At 64.8% G+C, this 19,928-nt stretch carries 18 protein-coding genes; 5 read left to right on the forward strand and 13 right to left on the reverse strand.

Going from position 1 to position 19,928, the window contains the following annotated elements; all coding sequences use genetic code 11:
• The first annotated feature begins 628 nt into the window (after nt 1-628).
• Nucleotides 629-1,645, forward strand: a complete 1,017-nt coding sequence (locus Q0D45_RS06945; protein WP_293390418.1) for a hypothetical protein — start codon at nt 629-631, stop codon at nt 1,643-1,645.
• 22 nt (nt 1,646-1,667) lie between these two features.
• Here the strand turns inward: Q0D45_RS06945 and Q0D45_RS06950 are convergent, their stop codons facing one another.
• Together Q0D45_RS06950 and rsmI are read right to left on the reverse strand one after the other, a co-directional pair.
• Nucleotides 1,668-2,936, reverse strand: a complete 1,269-nt coding sequence (locus tag Q0D45_RS06950; RefSeq protein ID WP_293390421.1) for an MFS transporter — start codon at nt 2,934-2,936, stop codon at nt 1,668-1,670.
• Nucleotides 2,937-2,943: 7 nt separating this feature from the next.
• The gene (gene rsmI, locus Q0D45_RS06955; RefSeq protein ID WP_293390423.1) at nt 2,944-3,861 is read right to left on the reverse strand and encodes a 16S rRNA (cytidine(1402)-2'-O)-methyltransferase; all 918 of its coding nucleotides are present in this window, start codon (nt 3,859-3,861) and stop codon (nt 2,944-2,946) included.
• Nucleotides 3,862-3,914: 53 nt separating this feature from the next.
• Here rsmI and Q0D45_RS06960 point away from each other — a divergent pair, with 53 nt between their 5' ends.
• Genes Q0D45_RS06960 through Q0D45_RS06975 form a run of 4 tightly spaced genes read left to right on the forward strand, consistent with a single transcriptional unit; the run spans nt 3,915 to nt 8,239 of the window.
• Nucleotides 3,915-5,933 carry a penicillin-binding protein activator gene (locus tag Q0D45_RS06960; RefSeq protein WP_293390426.1) on the forward strand — a complete coding sequence of 673 codons (2,019 nt, stop codon included), beginning with the start codon at nt 3,915-3,917 and terminating at the stop codon, nt 5,931-5,933.
• A gap of 5 nt (nt 5,934-5,938) precedes the next feature.
• A complete protein-coding gene (locus Q0D45_RS06965) occupies nt 5,939-6,280 on the forward strand; it encodes a YraN family protein (RefSeq protein ID WP_366946368.1) in 342 nt (113 codons plus the stop codon).
• Nucleotides 6,267-7,688 carry an FAD-linked oxidase C-terminal domain-containing protein gene (locus Q0D45_RS06970; RefSeq protein ID WP_293390432.1) on the forward strand — a complete coding sequence of 474 codons (1,422 nt, stop codon included), beginning with the start codon at nt 6,267-6,269 and terminating at the stop codon, nt 7,686-7,688. Before Q0D45_RS06965 ends, Q0D45_RS06970 begins: the two co-directional genes overlap by 14 nt.
• A gap of 14 nt (nt 7,689-7,702) precedes the next feature.
• Nucleotides 7,703-8,239: an MOSC domain-containing protein gene (locus tag Q0D45_RS06975; protein ID WP_293390435.1), complete on the forward strand. Its 537-nt coding sequence runs from the start codon at nt 7,703-7,705 to the stop codon at nt 8,237-8,239.
• Here the strand turns inward: Q0D45_RS06975 and Q0D45_RS06980 are convergent.
• The 11 genes from Q0D45_RS06980 to Q0D45_RS07030 all read right to left on the reverse strand — a co-directional run.
• Nucleotides 8,222-8,629: a ClpXP protease specificity-enhancing factor gene (locus Q0D45_RS06980; RefSeq protein ID WP_022978625.1), complete on the reverse strand. Its 408-nt coding sequence runs from the start codon at nt 8,627-8,629 to the stop codon at nt 8,222-8,224. The genes Q0D45_RS06975 and Q0D45_RS06980 overlap by 18 nt on opposite strands.
• A 12-nt stretch (nt 8,630-8,641) precedes the next feature.
• Complete coding sequence (locus tag Q0D45_RS06985; RefSeq protein WP_022978624.1) at nt 8,642-9,286, reverse strand: glutathione S-transferase N-terminal domain-containing protein; 645 nt, start codon at nt 9,284-9,286, stop codon at nt 8,642-8,644.
• A gap of 78 nt (nt 9,287-9,364) precedes the next feature.
• Nucleotides 9,365-10,132, reverse strand: coding sequence for a cytochrome c1 (locus Q0D45_RS06990; protein ID WP_293390442.1), 768 nt, complete (start codon nt 10,130-10,132; stop codon nt 9,365-9,367).
• Nucleotides 10,133-10,152: 20 nt separating this feature from the next.
• Entirely contained in the window at nt 10,153-11,406 is a 1,254-nt protein-coding gene (locus Q0D45_RS06995; protein ID WP_293390445.1) for a cytochrome bc complex cytochrome b subunit, read from the reverse strand.
• Between the two features lie 38 nt (nt 11,407-11,444).
• Nucleotides 11,445-12,038, reverse strand: a complete 594-nt coding sequence (gene petA / locus Q0D45_RS07000; RefSeq protein WP_293390448.1) for a ubiquinol-cytochrome c reductase iron-sulfur subunit — start codon at nt 12,036-12,038, stop codon at nt 11,445-11,447.
• Between the two features lie 223 nt (nt 12,039-12,261).
• The gene (locus Q0D45_RS07005; RefSeq protein WP_293390451.1) at nt 12,262-13,227 is read right to left on the reverse strand and encodes an ABC transporter ATP-binding protein; all 966 of its coding nucleotides are present in this window, start codon (nt 13,225-13,227) and stop codon (nt 12,262-12,264) included.
• A gap of 2 nt (nt 13,228-13,229) precedes the next feature.
• Nucleotides 13,230-14,069 carry an ABC transporter permease gene (locus tag Q0D45_RS07010; RefSeq protein WP_293390454.1) on the reverse strand — a complete coding sequence of 280 codons (840 nt, stop codon included), beginning with the start codon at nt 14,067-14,069 and terminating at the stop codon, nt 13,230-13,232.
• The gene (gene oppB / locus Q0D45_RS07015) at nt 14,066-14,986 is read right to left on the reverse strand and encodes an oligopeptide ABC transporter permease OppB (RefSeq protein ID WP_293390457.1); all 921 of its coding nucleotides are present in this window, start codon (nt 14,984-14,986) and stop codon (nt 14,066-14,068) included. The genes Q0D45_RS07010 and oppB overlap by 4 nt, the downstream gene beginning before the upstream one ends.
• A 9-nt stretch (nt 14,987-14,995) precedes the next feature.
• Entirely contained in the window at nt 14,996-16,489 is a 1,494-nt protein-coding gene (locus tag Q0D45_RS07020; protein ID WP_293390460.1) for a peptide ABC transporter substrate-binding protein, read from the reverse strand.
• A gap of 131 nt (nt 16,490-16,620) precedes the next feature.
• Entirely contained in the window at nt 16,621-17,070 is a 450-nt protein-coding gene (locus tag Q0D45_RS07025; RefSeq protein ID WP_293390463.1) for a hypothetical protein, read from the reverse strand.
• 190 nt (nt 17,071-17,260) lie between these two features.
• The coding region (locus Q0D45_RS07030; protein ID WP_293390466.1) for a TonB-dependent receptor at nt 17,261-19,928 on the reverse strand (2,668 nt) is incomplete at its 5' end.

Below are 19,928 nucleotides of genomic sequence, written 5' to 3' on the forward strand. Positions count from 1 at the left end.
GGCCATCGGCGGCGACGATGCCGATGTAGCGCTCGACGATCCCTGCGATGCCGGATTCACCGCCGAGTGCGGCGTGCAGCGTGGCATCGCCACGATGGCCGGCGGCGCGGGCAGCGGCGCACAGCGAATCGAAGCCGTAGATGGCGTGACGGGTGTTGCTGGACCTGTAGTACATGACGATGGCTCCTGGCATGCGTACCGCTGAAGGCGCACGCAGCTTCCACGACAAACATGAACGAACGGCGACGCTCGGCGCGCCGTCTTCGAATGCATTGCAAAAGGCGCGCCGGACGGCGGCAGCCCTTGCGTCAGCCTGCGCAGCGCGCAGACGAACATCGGGCGCCGCAACAGCGGCGCAACGACATTCGGCAGCGAAGGGGCAGGAGGTTCATGAGCGGATCGAGCTGGGAATCGGAAGTGCGGCTTCGTTTGTGACGAAGGCCGCAAGGACTGAACGCATGCTGCCGATTGCCCGCCGCCGCGGGAAGTGGTTTTGCGATCAAAGCTCAGATCGTTTTCGTGCCTCTGCGATGTAGCGCGACGGTGTTCACAGAGCGCTGGCGGAAAGACGGTGCACAGCGCGCGCGACTGGCGTATTCACTTCACTCCCCTGTCGAGGAGTGCTGACATGCCTGCCAAGATCGATCTGATGTCTCTCGAACGCGCGCTGCGCAATACCGACGATTTTCCAAAGCTTGCCCGCCAGTACTTCAAGGAAGTGGAAGGCAGCCCGGGCAAGCTGAGCTTCGATCTCGTCGATCCCGGCCTGATCATTCCGCCGCCTGCCGGCGCAGATCGGCGCGAAACGCACTACGAATTCAAGGACATTCCCGGCGGCATTGCCGGCTGGCTGATCCGCTGCGAGGTCAACAACCGGCTGGATCGCTATGACGAAAGGAAGCTGACGCAGCCGAACGCGATTCGCGTCGTCGCCGAAGGCGATTCCTGGTTCCAGCATCCGCTGATCCACGATCTGATCGATCACATCAACAACGATCCCGTGTTCAACGTGCTGAGCCTGGCCAGCGCCGGTTCCGAGCTGGGCCAGATGGTCGATCCCGCGGACTACCTGAAAGCGGTGAGGAAGGAGCAGCCCAAGCTGTTCCTGCTCAGCGCCGGCGGCAACGATTTCCTGGGCGATATCCGCCCGTTCGTGCGGCCAGACCGCGCGCCATTCCCGGACACGCCAGCCGGCTACATCAAGCAGCCGCAATACCGCGCTCTGCTGGAGAAGCTGCGCGGCTGGCTTCAGGAAGTCTTCGCCGCGGTGCTGAAGAAGGGCACGAGTGTGGAGCGGGTGCTGATGCACACCTACGCGCACGTGATTCCGGTGCCGCCGGCCAATCCGTCGACGCCGATCCCGCACAACGATGATCGCGCCGGGCCCTGGCTGGGTCTGCGCTTCGACGAGCTCGGCTTCCGGGACGACAACACGCGCTACGAAGTGGCCAGGGCGATGCTCGACCAGTACCGCGCGCTGTGTGCCGAAGTGGCAGCCGAGGCGCGCTGGGGCGGACGAGTCGAGGTGTTTTCGTTCAAGACCGATCTGAGCAAACCCTCTCAATGGTTCGACGAGATTCATCCGAAGAACGGCCCCGCCGGAAAGCTGGCTGCCGAGTATCTGGAGCGGATGAAAGCCGCCTGAGCCCGGCCTGAATTACTGGCGCTCAGCTCAGCCGCAACGCCAGCAGATCCTTCGAGCGCCGCCAGACACCAACGACGATCGCCAGAGTGATCGTGCCGCCGATCAGCACCGAGCGCGTCGCGCCGAAGATCGCTGCCGAGGTGCCGGCCTGGAAGGCGCCGAGTTCATTGGATGAGCTGATGAAGATGCTGTTCACCGCGAGCACGCGGCCGCGCAGGTGATCTGGCGGCATCATCTGCAGGATGGTGCCGCGGATCACCACGCTGATCGAATCAAAGGCGCCGCTGGCGCACAGCGCCGCCGCCGACAGCCACAAACTGCGCGAGAAGCCGAATACCAGGATCGACACGCCGAAGCCGGCGACCGCGATCAGCAGGTTACGCCAGGCCTTGAACATCGGCGGATAGCGCGTGCACAGCAGCACGGTGACCATCGCGCCGACTGCCGGCGCTGCGCGCAGCACGCCGAGGCCCTGGGCGCCGATCTTCAGAACGTCCTCGGCGAACACCGGCAGGACTGCGACGACACCGCCGAACAGCACCGAGAACAGGTCCAGCGAAATCGAATACAGGATGATCTTCGACTGGAACACGAAGCGGATGCCGACCGCGAGACTTTCCCAGACCGATTCCTGCTGCTCGGCTGCGCTCAGCTGCGGCGGCCGCGGCTTGATCCGCGCGTACATCACCGCCTGCAGCAACAGCAGCGTACAGACGCCGATCAGACTCGCTGACAGGCCGGCACCCGCGTAAAGAAACCCACCGGTCACCGGGCCGAGAATCGCGCCGGCCTGCCAGAGCGTGCTGCTCCAGGCGGTGGCGTTGGCGTAGTGCTCGCGCGGCACCAGAAAGCCTTTCAGCGAGCTGACTGCCGGCGTCAGAAAACCACGCGCCAGGCCCAGCGCGGCCACCACGCCATAGCAGCAGGCCAGCAACATGTTCTGGCTCAGGCCGCTGCGGATATGCGGCTGCAGCAGCCAGGTCAGGAACATCGAGCCGACCAGAATGAAGCTGAGCGCGAACAGCATGATGCTGCGCTTGTCGCGGCGATCGGCGACATGGCCGCCGAACAGGGCGACGGCCATGAACGGCAGCGCTTCGGCGAGGCCGAGCAGGCCGAGCACGAAGGGATCGTGGGTGATCAGGTACAGCTCGTAGGCGATGGCGATTTCCTGCACCGTCATCGCGATCGTGAACAGGAAATTGCCGACGATCAGGTTGCGGTATTCGGGGAAGCGCAGGGCGGCAAAAGCATCGGCACGCAGCGGCGGTGTGGCGGGCGTTTCGGTCAAGGCAGGCTCAGGCAGATTCGTTGTCGTCGCGATCGCTGTCGCCGGCCCCTTTGCCGGCAATCTTCAGCGCCAACTGGTACAGCGGCTTTTTCGCCGCGCCGGTGATCTCGACCGCCAGTCGGACCGCGCGAGACGCCGGCAGTTCGGCCAGCAGCAGGCGCAGCACGCGCTCGGCCTCGATATCGATCCGGTCATCGGTCTCGGCAATCGGTGCGCCTTCGACGATCAGCACGAACTCGCCGCGGCCACGGTTCGGATCTTCGCGTTGCCAGATGCGCAGTTCGGCCGCCGGCAGGGTGATGCTCTGTTCGAAGCGCTTGGTCAGCTCGCGCGCCAGGCAGACGCGGCGCTCGGCGCCGAGCACGGCGACCAGATCGTCGAGGCTGTCTTCGATGCGATGGGTCGATTCGTAATAGATCGCGGTGCGCGGCTCGGCCTTGATCCGCTCGAACGCGGCGCGTCGGGCGCCGGACTTGGCCGGCAGGAAACCGGCGAACACGAAGCGATCGGTCGGCAAACCGGATACCGACAGCGCTGCGATCGCAGCACAGGGGCCCGGCACGGTGTAGACGGCGCGTCCCGCTGCACGTGCAGCGCGGACCAGCGCATAGCCGGGATCGGAAATCAGCGGCGTGCCGGCATCGGAAACCACGGCGAGCGTGGCGCCATCGGCAAGTTCAGCAATCAAACCTTCGGCGACCCGCGTCTCGTTGTGATCGTGCAGCGCCACCAGCCCGCCGGGCGGCGTGCGGATGCCAAAGTGGGCGAGCAATGCCGAGGTGGTGCGGGTGTCCTCGGCAGCAATGCGGCTGACCGCGCCGAGCACCGCTTGCGCACGCGGCGACAGATCGCCGAGATTGCCGATCGGTGTGGCCACGACATAGAGCGCGCCGGGTTCGAGACCAGGGTCACCGGGGAGGTTCACGGGCATCTCCCGGTGGAGGTCAACTGCAAAAAGGCCATGTCATACTTTACTTGATGACTTCCCATGACTTCGTTTCTGCCCCGGCCCAGGCACGTCTGCTTCGCGCACTGCCGGCGCTGATGTTGCTCGGCCTGACGGCTTGCTCGACCAGCACCGGCATCGTCAAACGCTATCCGGGCAACTACGGCAACGAGCCGGCAACGTCGATGTCGCCGAGCTACGGCAGTAGCTCATCAGCTGAGGCCGATGCGGCGCTGGCGCGGGGCGATGCCGCTGCCGCCGCACGCAGTTACCAGGCTGCTGCTGCCGATGCGACACCGGAGCAGGCCGCTGACCTGCGTCTGCGCGCCGCCGATGCTTCGCTGGCCGCGCGCGATCCGTTCCGGGCCGACCAGATCCTCGACCAGATTCCGGCGCAGACCAGCGATCCGGTTCTGCAGACCCGCTACCGCCTGCTGCGCGCGCAATCGGCGCTAATGCGCAACGACTCGGCCCGGGCGCTGCGCCTGCTGCCGGCCGGCGATCCGGGCGGCGATCCGCAACTCGCCGAGCGCCAGTTGCTGGTCCGCGCCCAGGCCCAGGCGCGCGGCAACGATCCGATCGCCCTGACCCAGAGCCTGGTACTGCGCGAGCACTACCTGAGCGGCATCGTCGCCCTCAACGCCAATCGCGAAACCCTGTGGAACCTGTTGCAGGGCGCCACGCTCGACGCCGCCACCCTCGGCCGCGCGGCCAGCCAGCCGCCGCTGATCCGCGGCTGGCTGGATCTGGCGGCGCTGCATCGCCGCCGGGCCACGCTGGGCGAGTTCGATCTCTGGCGCAAACGCTATCCGCGCCATCCGGGCGAGGAACGCCTCGCCGCGCTGTATGCCCCGCCCTCGCTGGCCATGGCGCCGGCGCTGGCGCCGGCCGAAGCCGCGCAGCAGTCGCTGGCACCGTATGCACCGCTCGGCACCGCGCCCAGCAACGGATCGTTCGCCGATGTGACTGCCGGCGCGCCGCTGGCCCACGGCCGCAATATCGCCTTGCTGCTGCCACAGACCGGGCCGCAAGCCGCATTCGCCGATGCGCTGCGCGCCGGCTACGCGAGCGCCGCTTCGGCGGGCTCTGCACCGCCCGCCCGCGTCTACGAGCCTTCCGCCTACGGACAGGCAGTCAGCGACGGCGCCGGCATGGTGGTCGGGCCGCTGCTCAAGGAAAACCTCACCGTGCTGGCGCAGTCACCGGCGCTGCCAGTTCCGGTGCTCGGCCTGAACTACCTAGATGGCAACCGCAGCGCCCCGCCGGGCCTGTACCAGTTCGGCCTGGCGCCCGAGGACGAGGCCCGCGCCGCTGCCGAGGACGCCGTGTCGCGCGGCCTGCGACGGGCACTTTCGATGACCCCGTCCAGCGACTGGGGCAACCGCGTGCAGTCCGCGTTCGAGACCCGCCTGCGCGAACTCGGCGGCGTGGTCGTCGACTCCGGCCGTTACTACGGCGAGCCGCAGGCCTGGGCGGATCCGGTGCGCAAGTTGCTGCGCTACGTGGCGATCGACGACAAGAAGAAAGCTGCCGAAGCCCGCGCCAAGGCCGGGCCCGATATCGATCCGCAGCGCCGCAACGATTTCGACTTCGTGTTCATCGCCGCCCGCGCCTCGCAGGCGCGTGTGCTCTGGCCGCTGTTCCGCTACTACCACGCCGATCGCACGCCGGTGTACGCCACGTCCGCAGTCAACGAAGGCCCGGGCGATGGCGATCTCAGCGGCATCCGCTTCTGCGATGTGCCTTGGCTGCTCGATGGCATCGGTGGCACCCTGCAGCCGCTGCGCGATGCCGCACAGAACGGCCGCAGCCGGGAAGCCGCGCGCTTCTATGCCCTTGGCGCCGATGCCTGGCTGCTGGCCAACCGGATCGCCCAGAACGCCCTGCGGCCCGGCGATCTGGTGCAGGGCGCTACCGGCGTACTCGCGGTCGAAAGCAACGGCGCGATCCGCCGCAAGCTGGTCTGCGCCAGAATGACCAATGGCGGCGATCCATCGGTGATGGCGCCGGGCGCAGATCCGGCCCTCAATTCGCTCAGCCCACCGCCGTGAACTGGCTGCGCGGTGCCGACGCCGAAACGCGGGCACTGCGCCACCTGGAACGCCAGGGCCTGAAGCTGATCACCCGCAACTGGCGTTGCAAGGGCGGTGAACTGGATCTGGTGATGCGCGATGGCGAGGTGCTGGCGATCATCGAAGTGCGCAGCCGCGGACGCAGCGATTACGGCTCGGCGCTCGAATCGGTCGATGCCCGCAAGCGCGGCCATCTGGTCCACGCCACGCAATTATTCCTCGCCGCCCACGCCGAACACGCGCAGCGCGAAATCCGCTTCGATGTTGTCGCCCTCGACGGCGATCAACTGCACTGGCTGAAGGCCGCGTTCGATGTCGACGCCTGAAACTGTTGGTGCCGATGTCGAACTGCCAGCCGGCGTCGCCCGCGAGCTGCGTGCGCTGCTGCCGCCGGACCGGCTGCTGCTTGATCCTGCCGATCGCCTCGCCTATGGCTACGACAACAGCCGCCGGGTGGCGATGCCGCAGGCGGTGGCGCTGGCCGCTACCGTCGACGAAGTACAGGCGCTGATCGACTGCTGCCGCGAACACGCGCTGCCGCTGATCGCCCGTGGCCGCGGCACCAATACCACCGGCGCCACGGTGCCGATTCACGGCGGTGTGGTGCTGTCGCTGGAACAGATGAACCGTGTGCTGCGGGTGTCGCCGGGCGATCGCCTGCTCGAATGCGAGGCCGGCGCCTTGAACGGCGACGTGCAGCGCGAGGCCGCGAAGCACGGCCTGTTCTGGGCACCGGATCCGACCAGCAGCGGCTTTTCGACAGTCGGCGGCAACCTCGCCTGTGGTGCTGGCGGGCCGCGCGCGGTGAAGTACGGCACGGCGCGCGACAACGTGCTCGGCCTGCGTGCGATCGCCGGCAGCGGCACGCGCCTGAAGACCGGCTGCTACACGACCAAGGGCGTGGTCGGCTATGACCTGACGCGTCTCTTGATCGGCTCCGAAGGCACGCTGGCGGTGATCACCCAGGCCGCCCTGAAGCTACTGCCGAAACCGGAAACCACCCGCACCTTGCGTGCGGCCTATCGCGACGTCGAAGCCGCCGCCGCTGCGGTCGCGCGACTGATGGCGCAGCCGGAAACGCCGAGCGCACTGGAATTTCTCGATGGCGATGCCGTGCAGCTGGCACAGGCCCACCGCGACTGCGGCCTCAGCGCTGACTGCGGCGCACTGCTGCTGATCGAATGCGATGGCAGCCATGCCGGCATCGCCGCCGTCGTCGCGGCGGTGAGTGCAGCGGCGAGCGGCGATGGCCTGATCGATCTGCGTGCTGCGCGTTCCGAGGCCGAGGCCGAAGATCTGTGGGCAGCGCGCAAGGCGCTGTCACCGGCGCTGCGCAGCCTGGCGCCGAAGAAGGTCAACGAGGATGTGGCAGTGCCGGTGTCGCGATTGCCGGAGCTGATCCGTGGCGTTGCGGCGCTGTCGAAGCAGCACGGCATCCGCATCGTCTGCTTCGGCCATGCCGGCAACGGCAACATCCACGTCAACCTGCTCGCCAATCCGGATGATCCGGCGCAGATGGTGGCGATCGAGGCCTGTCTGCATGCGGTGTTCCGACTGGTGCTGAGCCTTGAAGGCACCTTGTCCGGCGAGCACGGCGTCGGCATCGACAAGCGCGCCTTCGTCGCCTGGGAAATCGATGCCGCGACCTTGTCGATGATGCATGCGGTGAAGCGCGCGTTCGATCCCGTCGGCATCCTCAATCCGGGCAAGGCGCTGCCGGCGCCGCCTGCCTGAGCGAACACGGAACGATGGCCACAAGTCTGAAGGAACTGATGTACGGCCCGATGCATGCCGGCCGTCTCGACTGGATCGGCCTCAGGCCGGCGCGGCGCGAGACGCTGCAGTCCGTCGCAACTGCCAGTGTCGAGATCGGTGGCGGCCTGGTCGGCGATCACTACACCGGGCCGCTCGATGGCAAGCGCATGGTGTCAATGATCCAGGCCGAGCATCTGACCGCGGTCGCCGGCATTCTCGGTCTGGCTCGGGTCACGCCATTGATGACCCGGCGCAATCTGGTCGTTTCCGGCCTGAATCTGCTGGCCTTGAAAGGCCGGCAGTTCACGATCGGTGACGCGCTGTTCGAGTTCACCGGCCCTTGTGCGCCCTGCTCGCGGATGGACGAGAACCTCGGGCCCGGCGGCTTTCAGGCGATGCGCGGCCACGGCGGCATCATCGCCCGCGTGCTGCGTGCGGGAACGATCAAGGTGGGAGACGCGGTGGTGGTGCTCGACGTGGCTCAGCACCTGTCGAACAGCGCAACACTGAGGCTATTTGATGACTCGTAGCTTCGGCCGACCGCTCGGCTTCGGCGGTTCCGGCGGCAACTCCGGCGCATCGGTCGCCGGCTCGCCGGTTTCCGGTTCACCGAAGACGATGCCTTCGCCGTTCTCGCGCGCATAGATCGCCAGCACCGCGCCGCTCGGCACCACGATTTCGTAAGGACGACCGCCGAAACGCGCCGAGAAGAAGATCGGATCGTTCTCGATGTTCAGCTCGCGCACCGCCATGCCGCCGATGTCGAGCGCGATGCGGCCGTCCTTGACGAACGGCAGCGGCACGGTGACGCCGGGCTGATCAGCCGCGACCAGCAGATACGGCGTGAAGCCGTTGTCCAGGGTCCACTGGTAGATCGCGCGGATCAGGTAGGGACGGCGCGATTTGGACGGATTGGCCATCGGTCAGCGGACTCAGCTGCGCCGACGGCCAGTGGCCGGGGCGATCGTCGACGGATGGAAGCAGCGCTGGAAACCCGGGCGCGCGAACAGCCGCGCACCGTAGGCACCGACGCTGGCCGCTTCGGGCGGCAAGGCCAGCTTGGCCATCTGCACCCGACGCAGCAGCACCGCCCAGGCGGTATCGGCGAGCGAGCATTCCGGGCCGAGGATATGACCGCGCGCCGGAAAGAAGCGGGCGCCGGCCTTGAGGCCTTCGATCAACTGCTTGCGCGCCGCATTGGCTTCCGCACCGGTGCCGGTCATCGCGACGGCGAGCGGAAACAGCTCGTGCTCGATGCGATGCAGGCTCATCCGGACGCGGGCGCGGCCGGCGGGCTCCTGCGGCATCAGCGGCGGATGCGGGTAGCGCTCGTCGAGATATTCGACGATCACTCTGGCGCTGGAAATCACGCCTTCGCGATCCGCCAGGGTTGGCAGGGTCTGCGCCGGATTGAGGACCAGGAAATCTTCGTCGACCTTGCCGGGCGTGATGATCTTGACGACGGCGGTGTCGACGTCCTTCTCGGCGAGGACCAGACGAGCCCAGTCACCATGCAGCGAGTCAGGGCCTACGTAGAGGGTCAAACCCGCGTTGGCGGCAGGCTTGATCGGGGGCATCGGAACTCTTGCTCGCAGACGCAGGGCCATGTCAGACCCTGCGTGCCGCGTGAACTGAAAGGCAGTGCGTCAAGGTGATCAATGAATGTCGCGCCAGAATTCCTTCTTCAGCAGATAGGTCAGACCCAGCAGCACGAACAGGTACAGCATGACCTTCAGACCGGTGCTGATGCGCGCCTGCTTGCCAGGCTCGGACGCGTAGTCCAGGAAGTTGACCAGATCGCCAACGAAAGCCTGGTATTCGGCCGGGGTCAGCGAGCCCTTGCTGACCTGCTCGAAACCACTGCCTTCGTGATGGCCGCCACCGTGTTCACCTTCAGCAGCATGCTCGGCCTTCTTCTGCCAGCCCTGCAGTTCCCAGAGCACGTGCGGCATCGAAGCACCCGCCAGCACGGTGTTGTTGACGCCCATCGGACGGCTGTCGTCCAGATAGAAGCTCTGCAGATAGGTGTAGACCCAGTCGGCACCGCGCGCGCGGGTTTCCAGCGACAGATCCGGCGGCACGCGGCCGAACCAGTCACCGGAGGCTGCCGGCATCGCGATCTTGATCTGGTCACCGAGCTTGTCGCTGGTGAACATCAGGTTCTTCTTCAGCACATCCGGCGGAATGTTCAGATCCTCGCCCATGCGCTCGTAGCGCAGGTACTTCAGCGAATGGCAGCCCGAGCAATAAGCCATGAAGTTGCGCGCGCCGCGCTGCGCCGACGGCAGGTTGCCGGAGTTCGCCGAGAAGTGCTGCAGGGCCACGCCAGTGTTGGCGCTGACGGCCTGCGGCAGCAGTGCGGCGGCCGCGAGCAATGCGGATTGGGCCGAAACCTGGGCCAGACGAGTGATAAGACGAGTCATGGTGCGATTCGAGCGGGGTGTCATTCGGTCACCCGTTCTGGCACGGGCTTGGTCTTGTCGATCTTCGAGTACCACGGCATCAGCAGGAAGAACGCGAAGTACAGGATCGTGCCGATCTGCGAGATCAGCTGCACGGTGTCACTCGGCGGCTGCAGGCCGTAATAGTTGAGGATCACGAAGTTGATCGCGAAGATGGTCAGCGCAATCTTCGACAGCGCGCCCTTGTAGCGGATCGACTTGACCTTGGACCGGTCGAGCCAGGGCACGAAGAACAGGATCACCACCGCCGCGCCCATCACGATCACGCCCCAGATCTGGGTGCCGGCAAACGATGGTGTTGCGCGCAACATCGCGTAGTAGGTACCGAAGTACCAAGCTGGCGTGATGTGTTCCGGCGTGTTGGTCTGGCTGGCCGGCGTAAAGTTCGGCGCTTCCAGGAAGTAGCCGCCGCCGTCCGGCATGAAGAACAGCACGGCGCAGAAGATGATCAGGAAGCCGGCAACACCGACCATGTCCTTGACCGTGTAATACGGGTGGAACGGAATGCCGTCGAGCGGAATGCCGGTCGCCGGATCCTTCTTCTTCTTGATCTCGACGCCATCCGGGTTGTTCGAGCCGACTTCATGCAGCGCCAGGATGTGGGCGACGACGAGGCCGACCAGCACGAACGGCAGCGCGATCACGTGGATCGAGAACAGGCGGTTCAGCGTGGCATCGGACGGCACGAAATCGCCCTGGATCCAGGTCACCAGGTCCGGACCAATGAACGGAATGGTGCCGAACAGGTTGATGATTACCGCCGCGCCCCAGTAGCTCATGTTGCCCCAGGGCAGCACGTAACCACAGAAGGCTTCGGCCATCAGCACCAGGAAGATCAGCGCGCCGAACACCCAGATCAGCTCACGCGGCTTCTGGTACGAGCCATACATCAGGCCGCGGAACATGTGCAGGAAGACGACGACGAAGAACGCCGAAGCGCCAGTCGAGTGCATGTAGCGGATGACGTTGCCCCAGGGCACGTCGCGCATGATGTATTCGACCGAGTCGAACGCCGTTTCGGCGCCCGGCTTGTAGTGCATGGTCAGGAAGATGCCGGTCAGCAGCTGGTTGACCAGCACCAGCAGTGCCAGCGAGCCGAAGAAGTACCAGAAGTTGAAGTTCTTCGGCGCGTAATACTCCGACAGATGCTCCTTCCACATCTTGGTGAGCGGGAAGCGATCGTCGATCCAACCGAGCGCGCCGGTTGTCTTGTACGGGTTTGGCGTGATGGCCATGGAGAACTATCCGTAAATTGGGTAAGCGGGTGTCGAACTCAGGCCGTCTTCGGGTCTTCGCCGATGACGACGACGGTATCGGTCTCGTAGCGATGCGGCGGCACGACGATATTGGTCGGTGCCGGCACGCCCTTGTAGACGCGTCCCGCGAGATCGAACTTCGAACCGTGGCAGGGGCAGAAGAAACCGCCCTGCCAGTTCGCCGCGATCTCCGGTGCCGGGTGGTCGGTACGCAGGATCGGCGAGCAGCCGAGGTGCGTGCAGACGCCCTTCATGACCATGTATTCCGGCTTCAGCGCCCGCGACTTGTCGGTGATGTATTTCGGCTGCTGTCCGACCTTGGAATCCGGATCGACCAGATCACCGGTGACCTTGTCGAGACCCGCCAGCATCTCCGGCGTGCGACGCACGACCCAGATCGGCTGACCACGCCAGAGATAAGTAGCGCGCATGCCGGGCTCAAGAGTGCTCAGATCGGCGATGACCGGCGCACCAAGCGCCTTGGCGCGGGCACTGGGCTTCAGCGATGCGAGGAACGGCCAGGCGACGGCAGCGGCACCAGCAGCGCCGACTACTGAAGTCGCCGTGGTGAGGAAGCGACGACGGTTGCCGTCGACACCTTCATTGCTCATGTATATGCGACCTTTTGAGTGCTTGCGAAAGCTGATTTAAGGGGCGGATTCCAGCCAGATTCGTTGGCATGTTCTGAGGCTGTCCGAGGACGGCCGCAAAACCCGGTCATTATACCGGCCGCCGAACGGGATCGTCATCAAGACTGATGCCATCTTCGTCGAACTTGCTGTCGAAAGTTTCTGCCGGCGCGGGTCGCCCCAACGGATAACACTCGAATCGCGGTTACAGACTCAGCCTTTCGCAGGCCGCAACGCGCTCACCGGCCAAGTCTCGCAGCGCCGGCACGCGCTCGCGACACACCGGCAACACCGAGGTACAGCGCGGTGCGAACGCGCAAGCAACCGCGCGCTGTGCCGGATCGGGCGGCTGACCCGCGATCGATGGCAGCCGTTCCGGCCGTGGCCCGAGCAGAGACGGCCGCGAGGCCAGCAAGGCCGCCGTGTAGGGGTGAGCAGGACTCGCAAGCACCGCCGTCGACGGCCCCGCTTCGACGATCCGGCCGGCATACATCACCGCCACGCGATCGCAGTGGCCGGCGACAACGCCGAGATCATGGGTGATCAGCAACAGGGCCAGATTCAGCTCGTGACGCAGTTCATCGAGCAGATCGAGAATCTGCGCCTGGATGGTGACGTCGAGTGCGGTGGTCGGCTCGTCGGCAATCAGCAACTGCGGCTTGCAGAGCAACGCCATCGCGATCATCACCCGCTGGCGCTGACCGCCGGACAGCTCATGCGGATATTGCTGCAGCCGCCGAGTTGCATCCGGAATGCGCACGGCATCAAGCATCTGCGCGGCTTCGCGCAGCGCAGCGCGACGACTGGCACCGCGATGCACTTCGAGCACTTCGGCCAGCTGCAGCCCGATGCTCAAGCTCGGATTCAGGCTGGTCATCGGGTCCTGGAAGATCATCGCGATGCGGCTGCCGCGCAGGCGATCCATCTGCTGGCGGCTGGCGCCCAGCAGTTCGTTGCCATCGAAACGGATCGAGCCTTCGACTGTCGCACTCGCCGGCAGCAGGCCGAGGATCGCGAGCGCCGTCTGACTCTTGCCGGAGCCGGATTCGCCGACCAGTCCCAGCGATTCGCCAGCTGCCAGGGACAGGCTGACGCCATCGAGCACGGTGACCGGCGCCGCTGCCCTGCCCCTTCCCGGATGGCGGACCCGCAGGGCTTTGATCTCGAGCATCGCTAGCCTCGCGTGCGGCGCAGCGCGCCGCCATCAAAAGCTTCGCGCAAGGCATCGCCGAGCTGGTTGAAGCACAACAGCGTCAGGCCCAGAAAGCCGGCCGGAAAGATCAGGCCCCAGGGCGTGACCTCCATCGCCCGCGCGCCGTCGTTGACCAGCGCACCCCAACTGGTCGCCGGCTCCTGGATGCCGAGGCCGAGAAAGCTCAGGAACGATTCGACCAGGATCGCCTGCGGGATCGACAAGGTGGCGCAGACGATCACCACGCCGATCAGGTTCGGCACGATGTGCTGGCGAATGATCGCCGCCGGGCCGAGCCCTGCAATCACCGCGGCATCGATGAACTCGCGCCGCCGCAGTGCCAGCGTCTGGCCGCGAACGATGCGCGCCATGTCCAGCCAGTTGACCGCACCGATCGCGACAAAAATCAGCAGCCAGTGGCGACCGAACAAGACCATCAGCAGGATCACGAAGAACATGAACGGCAGCGCGTACAGGATGTCGACGATGCGCATCATCAGCGCATCGATCCGGCCGCCGAGATAACCCGCCACGGCGCCCCAGGCGATACCGATCACCAGCGCGACCAGAGTCGATACCAGGCCAACCGCCAGCGACAGCCGCCCGCCGACACAGACCCGCGCGAACAGATCGCGGCCGAGTTCATCGGTGCCGAACGGATGCGCCCAGCTCGGGCCACGGCCCCAATCGGCCTCGAAGTCGATGGCATCGAAAGGCTGCGGGGCGAACCAGGGCCCGACGATCGCCAGCAGCAGGATCATTGCCAGCAACAAGGCAGGCATCGCCACGCCCGGTTGCCGCAGCAGTTCACGTAGCTTCATGCCAGCCGCACCCGCGGATCGAGCGCGCCATAGGCGAGATCGACGATGAAGTTGAACACGATCACCAGCGCACCGTAGAACAGCACCACGCCGAGCACCAAGGTGTAATCGCGATTCAAGGCGCCCTGCACAAAATAGCGGCCGATGCCGGGAATGCCGAACACCTGCTCGACCACCACCGAGCCGGTCATCAAGCCAGCCGCCGCCGGGCCCAGATAGGACAGCACCGGCAGCAGCGCCGGCTTCAAGGCATGGCGCAGCACGATCAGATGTTCGGGCAGGCCTTTGGCGCGCGCGGTTCGGATCCACGGCGCATCGAGTGCTTCGGCGAGCGCGCCGCGCGTCAATCGGGCGATCGCCGCCAGTTGCGGCAAGGCCAGCGCGATCGATGGCAGCACGGCGGCCGCGATGCCGCCATCCCAACCACCAGCCGGCAGCCAGGCCAGGCTCAGCGCGAAGATCAGGATCAGCAGCGGCGCGACCACGTAAGAAGGCACCGACAAACCGGTCAGCGCGATCAGCATCAGGCCGCGATCGAGACGGCTGCCGGGCCGCATCGCGGCGATCGCTCCCAAGGCAACGCCACCACTCAAGGCCAGCAGCATCGCGGCCGCGCCGATGGCCGCCGATACCGGCGCGCCACTGGCGATCAAGCCGCTCACCGTCTGGCCTTCGTACTGGAACGAAGGGCCGAGATCGCCGTGCAGCAGGCCGCCGAGATAACGGCCGAACTGACGCCACAGGGGTTCATCGAGATGGAACTCTGCTGCCAGCCGCGCTTCGATTTCAGGTGGCAGGCTGCGCTCGCTATCGAACGGCCCGCCGGGTGCCAAGTGCATCAGGAAGAAGCTCAAGGCGATGAGCACGAACAGGGTCGGCACCGCTGTCAGCAGTCGGCGCCCGGCGTAGCTCAGCATCGACCGCTCTCAGTGTGCACGCAGGTGCAGATCCTTCGTGTAATGCCAGTCGAGCAGATTGTCCTGCCAGCCCTCGACCTGCGGTTTGACCAGATGCTTCGAGGCATAGAAGTAGATCGGCAGGATCGGTGCGTCTTCCAGCAAGCGCCGCTCGGCGGCTTCGAGCGCGGCGCGGCGTTGTTGAGGATCGGTCTGCTCGGCCGCGGCTTGCAGCACCTGATCGTACGCCGGCTCGGCATAACCGGAATCATTGCGCGGATGCTGAGTGCCGAACAGTTCGACGAAGCCCGACGCATCATCGACATCACCGATCCAGGTATTGCGGAAGGCTTGCGTGACAACCCTGCTGCGTCGGTGCTGCAGGAACACTTTCCACTCCTCGTTGACCAGTTTCACGCGCACGCCCAGCGCCTGCTTCCACATCGCCGCGATCACCACGGCGAGGCGCTTGTTGTCGTCGGACGTGTTGTAGCGAATCTCGACTTCGACGGGGTGCTCCATCGAATAGCCAGCTTCCGCATACAAGCGCCTTGCCTCAGCCAGTTGCTGCGCGCGCGGCAACGCGGCCCAGGCCGGCCGCTGCGCGGAATAATTGCTGATGCCGGGCGGCACCAGACTCCAGGCCGGCGTCGCCAGCCCGTGCAGCACCTTGTCGACGATGAGTTCGCGATCTACCACCATCGACAGGGCCAGCCGCAGTTTGGGCTGCGCCTTGAACGGCGGCTGGGTCAGGTTGTAGCCATAGAAGTAGCTGCCGAGATAGGTCGCCACATGCAGTTCGCTGCCGAGCTGCTCGCGTATCCATTTCGCCTGCGCCGCCGGCACCGTCGAAGTGATGTCGAACTCACCGGCCCGGTAGCGCTTCAGTTCCGAGTTCAAGTCTTCGGTCGGAATGAACTGCACGCGCTCGATTGTCGTGGCCACGGCGTTCCAGTACAGCGGATTGCGCGCCAGCACGATGCGCGATTGCGGCGCCCATTCAACGAGCCGATAAGCACCATTGCCGATGCGCACGTTGCCAGGCTTCGCAAGCCGATCAGCCGGATGCAGCGGCGATGCGGCGGGATGCGCGAGCAAGCCCGGCAAGCTGGCCAGCGGACGATCGAGCCGGATCCGCAGACTGCGCGCGTCATCGGCCATCACGCCCAGATCGCTGGCTGGACGACGTCCCGCCGTGATCTCCGCACCATGCTCGATCGCCGCAAACAAGCTTGCATAGCCAGAATTGGTGGCCGGATCGAGCAAATGCTGCAACCCCGCCACATAGTGCTCGGCAAGCAGCGGATCGCCGTTGGACCAGCAGAGCCCCTCACGCAACTGAAGCCGCAGTTCGCGACCATCGGCCGACCAGGTCCAGGATTCAGCCGCCGCGGGAATCAGCTCACCGCTCGGCGACAAGCCGGTCAAACCTTCGTACAGATCGCGCAGCACATTGCCGGCGCTGACGCTGGTGGCTTTCTGCGGATCCAGCGATTCGGGTTCGGGGCCGTTGCCGATGGTCAAGTGCGTTGAATGCACATCCGCTGTCGTGCCAGACAACGGCAGCGCAGCCATGGCAAACGCAAGAAGAAGATTTCGCAGCATCAAGTTCCGCGGGCGTATCGAGCAACTGCCGGAAGCCAGCCGCAATCTACTCACTGCACGCGGCGCACCTTGAACGAGGGGCCCCGGTCGCCGAGGCGCATCCAGTAGGTGCCAATCAGGTTGCGTTCGATCGTGGCGACCGGCCCGTCGGCCGTGTAATCGAATTCGTTGTCACTGAGCACCCGCCAGCGCTGACCGTTGTCGAGCAGAAGAATCTGGTCGCGACGCACGCCATCAACATCGCCAACGACTTTGGCGGTAAGCGCGGTCGGCTCCGCCGACTGCGGTTTGCGGACTGCTTCGGCGCCGAAGCTGCTGGCGGGTTCAGTCCCAATTGTTGCCGGCTGCGCTGCCGGAGTGGCCAGCGCTCGTGGTGGCGGCGCGACGGCAACAGGCGCGGCAGGTGCAGGATCGGGCGTTGCAACCGGTACGCGCTCGGCAAGACGGTCATAGCAGGCCAGACGCTCGGCATCCGTCGTGATCGCCCGGCAAGCAGCCATCGATGCCGTTGAACCAACGTCAGCGGCAGTCGCCGGTATCAGCTGCGAGAGCAATGCAGCAGCCAGAAACAGGGTTCTGATCATTCGCAAGAATCACCGGCAGGAGCAAAAGAGAGCATCAACAAAAAAGGAGGGGACCGAAGTCCCCTCCTTTCATCACAGCAGCTTGCTTCAGTCAAGCATCAGGCGATCAGAGATCGACCTTCAGACCCGCATACCAGGCGCGACCGAACGGCTCGAAGCCTTCGGCCGGGAAGGTGCGTGAACCGATCGGCTGACCGAGGTCGCCACCGGTACCGCCCACTTCAACAAACTTGTCGAACACGTTGTTGATGCCGGCGAACAAGGTCATGTCCAGCCAATCCTGCTGGAACTGGTAGCGCAGTTGCACATCGTGGAACGTCACCATCGGCAGCTTGCCGGCGCGGTCGTCAACCTCAAACACGTCGACATCCGACTTACCATAGATGCTGACCAGCCAGCTGGCGGTGATCGGGCCGCGCGAATAGACGAGGTTGGTGAACGCGCGATCCTTGAAGAAGCCGACCTTGCCGCGATCATTGGTCGTCTGGCCGAAGATGACCGTTTTCTGCTGCAGCAGACGGGTGTACTTGGCATTCAGGTTGACTCGGCCGAGATCGAGGCCGGAACCTGGCAGCAGATCGCCGACCCTGAACCGATAGTTCACTTGGGTATCGACACCGGAAGATTTCAGCAAGCCGATGTTCAGAAACCCTCCGCTGACCTCATCGAGCGCACCGGTCTGTGGACCGGTAGCGAAGCGATTGACGTTTTCGCAGAACTGACTGCCGAACGTCAACGTGGTGCTGCTGTAGCACTCCGTCAACGACTGATCTCTCGGTACGGTCGCAATCGCCTGCTTGATATCGATGCTGTAGAAATCCGCGCTCATGGTCAGCGCATCGGTCCACTTGTTGTCGAAGGCCGGCGTGATGACGACACCGTAGGTCCGCGAATTGCTCCTCTCCTCGGTCAGCACACCCAGCGCTGGCGAACCGCCCACAAAGCCACCGGTACCCTGAATCTCTGCCTGGGTAAGCGCGAGGCCGCCAGTGTCGTTCACGCGCGCTGCGATCGCTGGATCAGCCAGGCAATTCTGAGCAAGGACGCTATTGACCGTGGTTGCATCGATGCCGCTCGACAACACATTGCCGGGGTTGTTGGGATCCGACTTGAGGTTGAAGAACGCCGGATTGCCACCTGCATCGCGAGTCACACCGCCGCAGGGATCGTTGACCGTGGCAAAGGTTTCGCTGCCGGCCGAGAACAGTTCGCTGATGTTCGGGGCACGAACCGCACGTGCGTACTGCGCACGCGGAGCGAGCCACGAGTTGATTGCCCAGTCGACGTTGATCGCATAAGCCAACGTGCTCCCGATCGTCGAGTAGTCCGACGCACGGATCGCACCCTTGACAACCAGTGCCTTGGCAAACGGCTTGTCGACCAACAAAGGCAATGCGAGTTCGCCAAAGACTTCCTTCACGTCAAACGAGCCGACCTGCTCGGGCGTCACGTTGCCGGCGTTCTGGCCGGTCTGGGTCAGGGCATCCGGCGTATCACGGGATTTTTCGGTGCGCTGCTCGACACCAGCCGCGAAGCCGATCGGCCCACCGGTTGGGATCTTGCCGAAGCTGCCGCTGAGGCTCGCCGTGCTAATGATTTCCTGAATCTCGGCATCGCGCAGAGATGGTGCCGTGATGTAGGCAAGTGCTGCCCCATTGATGGTGTTCTGGCCAAAAATATAGACCGGCGAACAACCTTCAGCGACCGCAACCGGATTGGCGCAAGTCACCTTGCCAGTCGTCGGATCGGTAACGACGTTGAAGGCTTCCCGAAGGTTAGGAGCATTGACCTGACCGTTGGAAATCTGGTTGTCGCTAGTCGTTCCGTAGTTGAACGAAACGTCGTAATCGAGCGTCTTGAAGAAGCCACTGCCCACCACCGGAATCAGGTCACCCTCAACACCGGTCACCGCGCGGAAAGTCTGCCGGTTTGAAACGGCACCACGATTGCCGACTTCCGTAAGACGCCGCGCGAAGCCGATCACCGCTGTATCGTTGGTCAGCTCGGGATTGGCCGCCAGCACGGCGTCACGCACGGCCTGCGGCACGACACCACTGGATAGCGGAACACCCGTAGACATGTCGCATCCATCGAGCCGCCCGTTCTGGTCGCTGTCGAAACAGTTCGGCAGCACGTCGAAGATGCTGTCCGATCCGAGCGGGAAGGGCTCGATATCGGATTTGGCCTTGGTCTTTGCGTAAGTGCCTTCGAAGTAAACACGCGCCGAAGGATTGAACTCGAAGTTCAGCACCGTCGACATCAACGTGCGGTCCAGCGGCGTTGACAGCGCACGGATCGCGTTGCGGTTGAAACCGTCAGTGGCGGATACGAACGGCCTCACAAGGCCGGTCACCGGATCGATGATCCGGTTCTGCGTCGTGCCGCTGACCGGGAACACGCCTTGGTCGTTCGCACGATTGTTGATCGGCGTGATGATGCGGGTGTTCGGCGAGAAGCTGCTGAATCCGGTGAAACAATCGCGGAAATCAGCTGGGTCGCCAGTACCGAAGATCGCAGTATTGGAGCAATCCGTTGCCGTCGACTTGCGATCCTTCGCGAAGACACCCAGCTCCTCCGAGAACGACATATTGAACAGGGCATTGCCCTTGCCGTTCGCGAAGGTCGAACCTGCTGTGACGCTGTATCTGCGGGTAATGTCGTCGCTGTCCGCCAGCGTCTGTCCCGTCTGCCCGCTGACCGATACGCCTTCGAAGTCCTTCTTCAAGATGATGTTGATGGCACCAGCCAGCGCGTCGGAACCATAGATCGCCGAG

This window comes from Nevskia sp. (genome assembly GCF_023266035.1).
GTDB lineage: Bacteria > Pseudomonadota > Gammaproteobacteria > Nevskiales > Nevskiaceae > Nevskia.